At 59.4% G+C, this 5,133-nt stretch carries 4 protein-coding genes; all 4 read left to right on the top strand.

Annotated elements, in window-relative coordinates:
• Nucleotides 1-489: 489 nt before the first annotated feature.
• The 4 genes from GX181_08175 (at nt 490) to GX181_08160 (ending at nt 5,096) form a co-directional block, all read left to right on the top strand.
• Nucleotides 490-2,001: an AAA family ATPase gene (locus GX181_08175; protein NLM71917.1), complete on the top strand. Its 1,512-nt coding sequence runs from the start codon at nt 490-492 to the stop codon at nt 1,999-2,001.
• Nucleotides 2,002-2,003: 2 nt separating this feature from the next.
• A complete protein-coding gene (locus GX181_08170) occupies nt 2,004-2,678 on the top strand; it encodes a hypothetical protein (GenBank protein NLM71916.1) in 675 nt (224 codons plus the stop codon).
• A 206-nt stretch (nt 2,679-2,884) separates the two neighbouring features.
• Nucleotides 2,885-3,733: a MurR/RpiR family transcriptional regulator gene (locus tag GX181_08165; protein ID NLM71915.1), complete on the top strand. Its 849-nt coding sequence runs from the start codon at nt 2,885-2,887 to the stop codon at nt 3,731-3,733.
• A gap of 16 nt (nt 3,734-3,749) precedes the next feature.
• A complete protein-coding gene (locus GX181_08160; GenBank protein NLM71914.1) occupies nt 3,750-5,096 on the top strand; it encodes an aspartate aminotransferase family protein in 1,347 nt (448 codons plus the stop codon).
• Nucleotides 5,097-5,133 lie beyond the last annotated feature (37 nt).

The following is a 5,133-nucleotide window of genomic DNA, read 5'->3' as shown; positions in this document are numbered from 1 at the left end:
GCACATAGCCGCGCTCTCTATCGGCCAAAATGCGCGCAAGCCGTCGCAAGACACCGATGGCGATGCAGCGGACGCGAGTTGATCCACGACCGTACAAAGGACCGTACAACAGAATATAAATGAAGGGCGTTATAGCGGTCACACGAACGGTCCACGGCGGCAGTTCGAGTCCAGGTAGGCCCACCATACTTTTTTCGTCAATCAGCGTACCGAGATGATCTAGAAAAGAAGCTCCGGAGAAGGGGCTTCTTTTTTCTGTGCCCGTGATGACAAGAAACTGCGCTGCTCCTCGGGATTACAGAGGTGAGTCCTCGTCGCTTGTCCGCGGAATGTATGTGCGGCTCTTTAAGTTATAATTGCAGGAGGGCGGTGGATCCTTCGCCGTTCCTGAGCGGGCGCGATAATGAGGGACGCACTGTCGGGCCTATGGATGAAACCTTGGCCGCAGTGATTTTGACGGACGTTTTTTCGCCTTGGGAGGAGATATGGTTGGCCGTTCGGACGAAGGTATACCGAAGAAAGAAGGATGTGCTGTCGAAGTTCGTCAAAAGCACGCTGCTTCCGCAGCTGGACGTCCCGGAGGGGAAGGGGCCGGGAAGGGCGAGGATCGCGGATTTTCAACTGGACATCGAGATGTTCTTGCGGGGGCTTTTCATGATGCGGTCGACTCGGCGCGACAGGGACGGAACGGTCGTGGTGGCCGTAGCGCCCGTGGGCTTCAAGAGTGATTCGCTGCGAAAGCTCGGGCGCTACATCGATTATCTGAAGGCCAGAAGCGGCCTTCTTACGAACGGTCTTGAGCTGAGGGTGTACGAGAGGGCCCCCGGAGGGGGGATAGAGCTATCCTTTCAATGCACCGAGGAAGAGATCCCCTCGAGGACCGAGGAGCTGAGGACGCTCCTCGGCCTTGCAGCGGCGAGCAAAGTCGAGACGGACACGCTTTCGGCCGAAGACTCGGCGGATCAGGATGAGGGCGAACCTGAAAAGGCGCCCGCTAACGACGAGCCGATGTCTGAACCAGAGCCGGTGCCCGAGCCGGCGGGAACCCTGCAGGGGAGTGACGAGCCCCCGGAGGCGTCGAGCGACGCGACCGTGATTCCCGGGCCAGAGCGGGAGGGGGGCGGGATGAAGATCATCGCCGTCTACCACAACAAGGGGGGAGTCGGCAAGACGACCATATCGGTCAACCTCGCGGCCGCCCTCAGGAACAGGGGCCTTCGTGTGCTGCTGGTGGACATGGACGCCCAGTCCAACGCCACCTTCGCGGTGGGGCTGCTCAAGTTCCAGTTCGAGGAGGAGGACGACATCATCGACAAGTACGTCTACCATATCCTTGGCTCGGGGGACTTCGACTTCATCCCGGACGTGGTCCGCGAGTCGAGTTCGTTCAACACCCCGGAGATAGACGTGATCCCCTCGCATATAGACCTAACCAACCACCAGTACAAGCTCACCCAGATCTCCGCCTGCAGGTCTCGCCTCATGACCAAGCTCGACAACGTTCGGGACGATTACGATTTCGTCATAATCGACGCGCCCCCTTCCAGGGACCTCTACGCGGAGATCGCCCTGGCCACGGCGGATTACCTGATCATACCGTCCGATCTGAGGCCCTTCGCCAACCAGGGGCTGACCAATGTCGAACAGTTTGTCCGAGACGTGAACGAGTTCAGATGGACGATCCACCGAGAACCGCTTGGTGTTTTCGGCGTTCTGCCGTCGAAGATATCCACAAACCACCAGTTCATCAAGTTCACCCTTCCGAGGCAGAAGCAGTCGGTCGTGGAGAGGTACGGCTTCTCCCTCATGGACAGCGTGATTTTCGAGAGAATGCCGTTGGCAACGGCGCTCAGCCGCACCAAGAGGCAGGAGGAGATGGACATACCGGACCCGAAGTCGATCTTTGATTTCTGCAAGGAGGAGGTCTCCCCGTCGGCCAAGCAGGCCGCCGTTGACTTCCAGATGCTTGCGGACGAAGTCCTGGAAAAGGCGGGAGTTTGACAGTGAGACACTTTTTGGTGGATGTGAAGAGCATAAGATGCGCCGGTGCGAGGTCGGAGTTCGACCCGGAGGTAGTCGAGAGGCTGGCGGACTCGATCCTCAGGAGCGGCGGGTTGGTGAAACCGCTGGTGCTTCTTCCGTCCGGCCCGATGACCTACGAGGTGGTGGGCCGGCGCTTGGAGTACTGGGCTGCCGTGAGGGCCAGGGAGAAGGACCCGAGGGCGGGTGAGATGGTCAATTCCTACATCATAGAGCCGGAGTCGGCCGGGGTGGTGGAGCGACAGCTGACCATCCTGCGCTCGACAGAGACGAAAAGCAGGATGGAGAGCGACTCCGCGGGGGGACTTGATGAGTCTGCGTTCGAAGAGATTGCCTCCAGGTTGACGTCGATCGAGAGGGCGGTGGCGAAGTGCGCGACCTTGGAGCAGCTGGAGGAGGCCCTGCGCAAGACCCGGGACTCGATAGAGTCCTCTGTCGCATCCGCGAAGCCGGCGTCACGGAAGAGGGCGGCCAAGCGCGAGTTCAACAAGGATGGTCCGTACGACCAGGAGAATCTGAGCGCGGCGACCGTGCCGGCGCTGAAAGAATTTGCCAGTAGCAGCGGGATTTCGTTTCCAGGACGAATTAAAAAACAGGAGCTGATCAACCTTATCTTAGCTCATTATCAGACCCGGTAATAGACAAAGGGATGCAAGGGGCCCTGCGGACAACTCCGCGGGGCCCCGTTCTTTTGTAAAAAATTTAACGCTCGGCGATATTTGACAAAGGGAAGTACTTCAATTATTATCCGTGAAGGAAATACTTCATATCTCGATTGGTAGTGCATTATATCCTTCAAGGAGGGCCTATGCTCAAAGGATTGATCGCTTCGAAATTACGACAGATGACTCCGGGACAAAGGATGGTCGCCGGCTATATCATCGAAAACCCATACGACGCCGCATTTTTGACGGCGTCCCAGCTTGGGAAGATGGTGGGCGTCAGCGAGACGACTGTCATTCGTCTTGCTCACCTGCTGGGGTTCTCCGGCTATCACCAGCTCCGAGGCGCCATGAGCGGCCTGCTGCTCGACAGGCTGTCGACCCTGGAGAGGATAAGGGAGTACGGCGCATCGCAGGAGCAGGACTACTTCGAACGGGCCCTGCACAAGGACATGGGTACGATCGACATGGCCCTTTCGTCCGTCTCCTTCGAGGACGTCAAGAGGCTGGGAGAGGCGATAGCCTCCGCGGGGGCGGTCTACCTGGCAGGTTACAGAAGCTCGTACTCTCTCTCATACTACCTCCAGTTCTACCTGTCCTGGATCTTGCCGAACGTGAAGAGCATCAGCCCGGATATGCCCTTTGAGATGCTGTTGAACTCGCCCCGCGACGGTCTCGTCCTGGGGATAAGCTTTCCCCGCTATTCCGCGTGGACCGTGAAAGTCCTCGAGACGGCGTCGAAGCTCGGCCTGACCACCGCGTCCATTACGGACGACATGGCGAGTCCGCTGGCGGTCAGGTCCAAGTACACGGTGGCGGTACCGTACCGGCCGGTTTCTTTTATCGATTCGTTCGCCGCGCCCATGAGCGTGTTGAACTGCCTGATTCTCAGTGTCGCTCAGCGTCTGGGGGACGACGTCACCCGAAAGCTGTCGATGTTGGAGAAGCGTTGGGAGGAGGAGGAGGTCTACATTCAGCAGAAAGCGCCGGTGAAACAAGAGTATAGAGCCGGTATTTCAAACGAGCGGTGAAAGGAGTTGGCGCCAAGTGGATCTGGGACATCTGATACCTAGGAACTTCAAGGGAAAACTCAGGACTGCCGTGCGAGGAGAGGGGGTTTATCTGTACGACGAGAAGGGCGACGCCTACATGGATGGCTGTTGCGGAGCTCTGCTGTCGAATATAGGGCACGGAGTGAAGGAGGTGGCCGACGCCATCCACGAGCAGCTTCTGACCATGGAGTTCGCTCATCCATCAAGGTGGAACAACAAAGTCTCGGTCGAGGCGGCCGCCGAGGTCGCGTCGTTGACCCAGGGAGACCTCGACTACGTATGGTTCGTCAGCGGGGGAAGCGAGGCGATCGAGTCCGCGATGAAGATGGCGCGCCAGTACTTCGTGGAGCGCGACGGGCCCGGGTCGGGCAAGTTCAGGATGGTCGCCCGCTGGAACTCCTACCACGGGGGCACCACCGGCACGATGGGGCTCGCCGGGAACATGGGCAGGAGGCGTATATTCGCTCCGCTGTTCCTCGAGGCGCCGAAGATCCAGGCTCACTACTGCTACCGTTGTCCGTTCAACCTTAAGTATCCGGAGTGCGGCGTCGCCTGCGCTCACTCATTGGAGGACGAGATCCTGCGCATAGGGGCCGAGTCGGTCGCGGCCTTTTTCGCGGAGCCTGTGGTCGGCTCCACCGTGGGCGCTCTGAATCCACCGAAGGAGTACTGGCCGATAGTGCGCGAGATCTGCACGAAGTACGATGTGCTGCTGGTGGCCGACGAGATCATGAGCGGCATGGGGAGGGCGGGAAAGCCCTTCTGCACCCAGCACTGGGACGTGGTCCCGGACATCATCTGCTCCGCCAAGGCTCTGTCCGGAGGGTACGCTCCGGTGGGCGCGATGATCGTCAGAAAGGGGATCGCGGAGAGGATCAGGGACGGAAGCGGAGCTTTCCAGCACGGCTTCACATACAACGGCAACCCGGTTACAGCGGCGGCCGTGACAGCGACCATCAGGTACATGAAGAAGAACAACGTCTTTGAAAACGCCGTGGCAATGGGCAGGAGGTTCGAGGAGAGGATACCCTCCCTGGAGGAGATCCCGATAGTCGGAGAGGTGCGCGGCCTTGGCATGATGCGGGGGATAGAGCTTGTCTCGGACAAGGAGAGCAAGTCCCCGTTCCCGCCTGCGATGAAGGCGGCGGCGGTCGTCACCGAGGAGTGCATGAAGCGCGGACTCGTGATCTATCCGGGCACCGGGCAGATCGGAGGGGTGGCGGGGGACCAGTTCCTCTTTGCGCCTCCGCTCACCGTAACTGGAGAGGAGATGGACACGATGACGGCGCGTCTTGAGGAGGCCCTTAAGGCCTCGGTCGGGGCGCTCAAGGTAAAGGGGTAGTATGCTCCCCTTTATATCTCAATGCAGAAGGAGGAAG

Source organism: Synergistaceae bacterium (assembly GCA_012521675.1).
Taxonomy (GTDB): Bacteria; Synergistota; Synergistia; order Synergistales; family Aminobacteriaceae; genus JAAYLU01.
Note: the sequence above shows the minus strand (reverse complement) of the source record. Positions and strands in the feature narration are given on the sequence as shown.

What these genes read in the sequence shown, in the direction of transcription:
- GX181_08165 (NLM71915.1), top strand. Translation starts at nt 2,885, where the DNA reads ATGACTCCGGGACAAAGGATGGTCGCCGGCTATATCATCGAAAACCCA.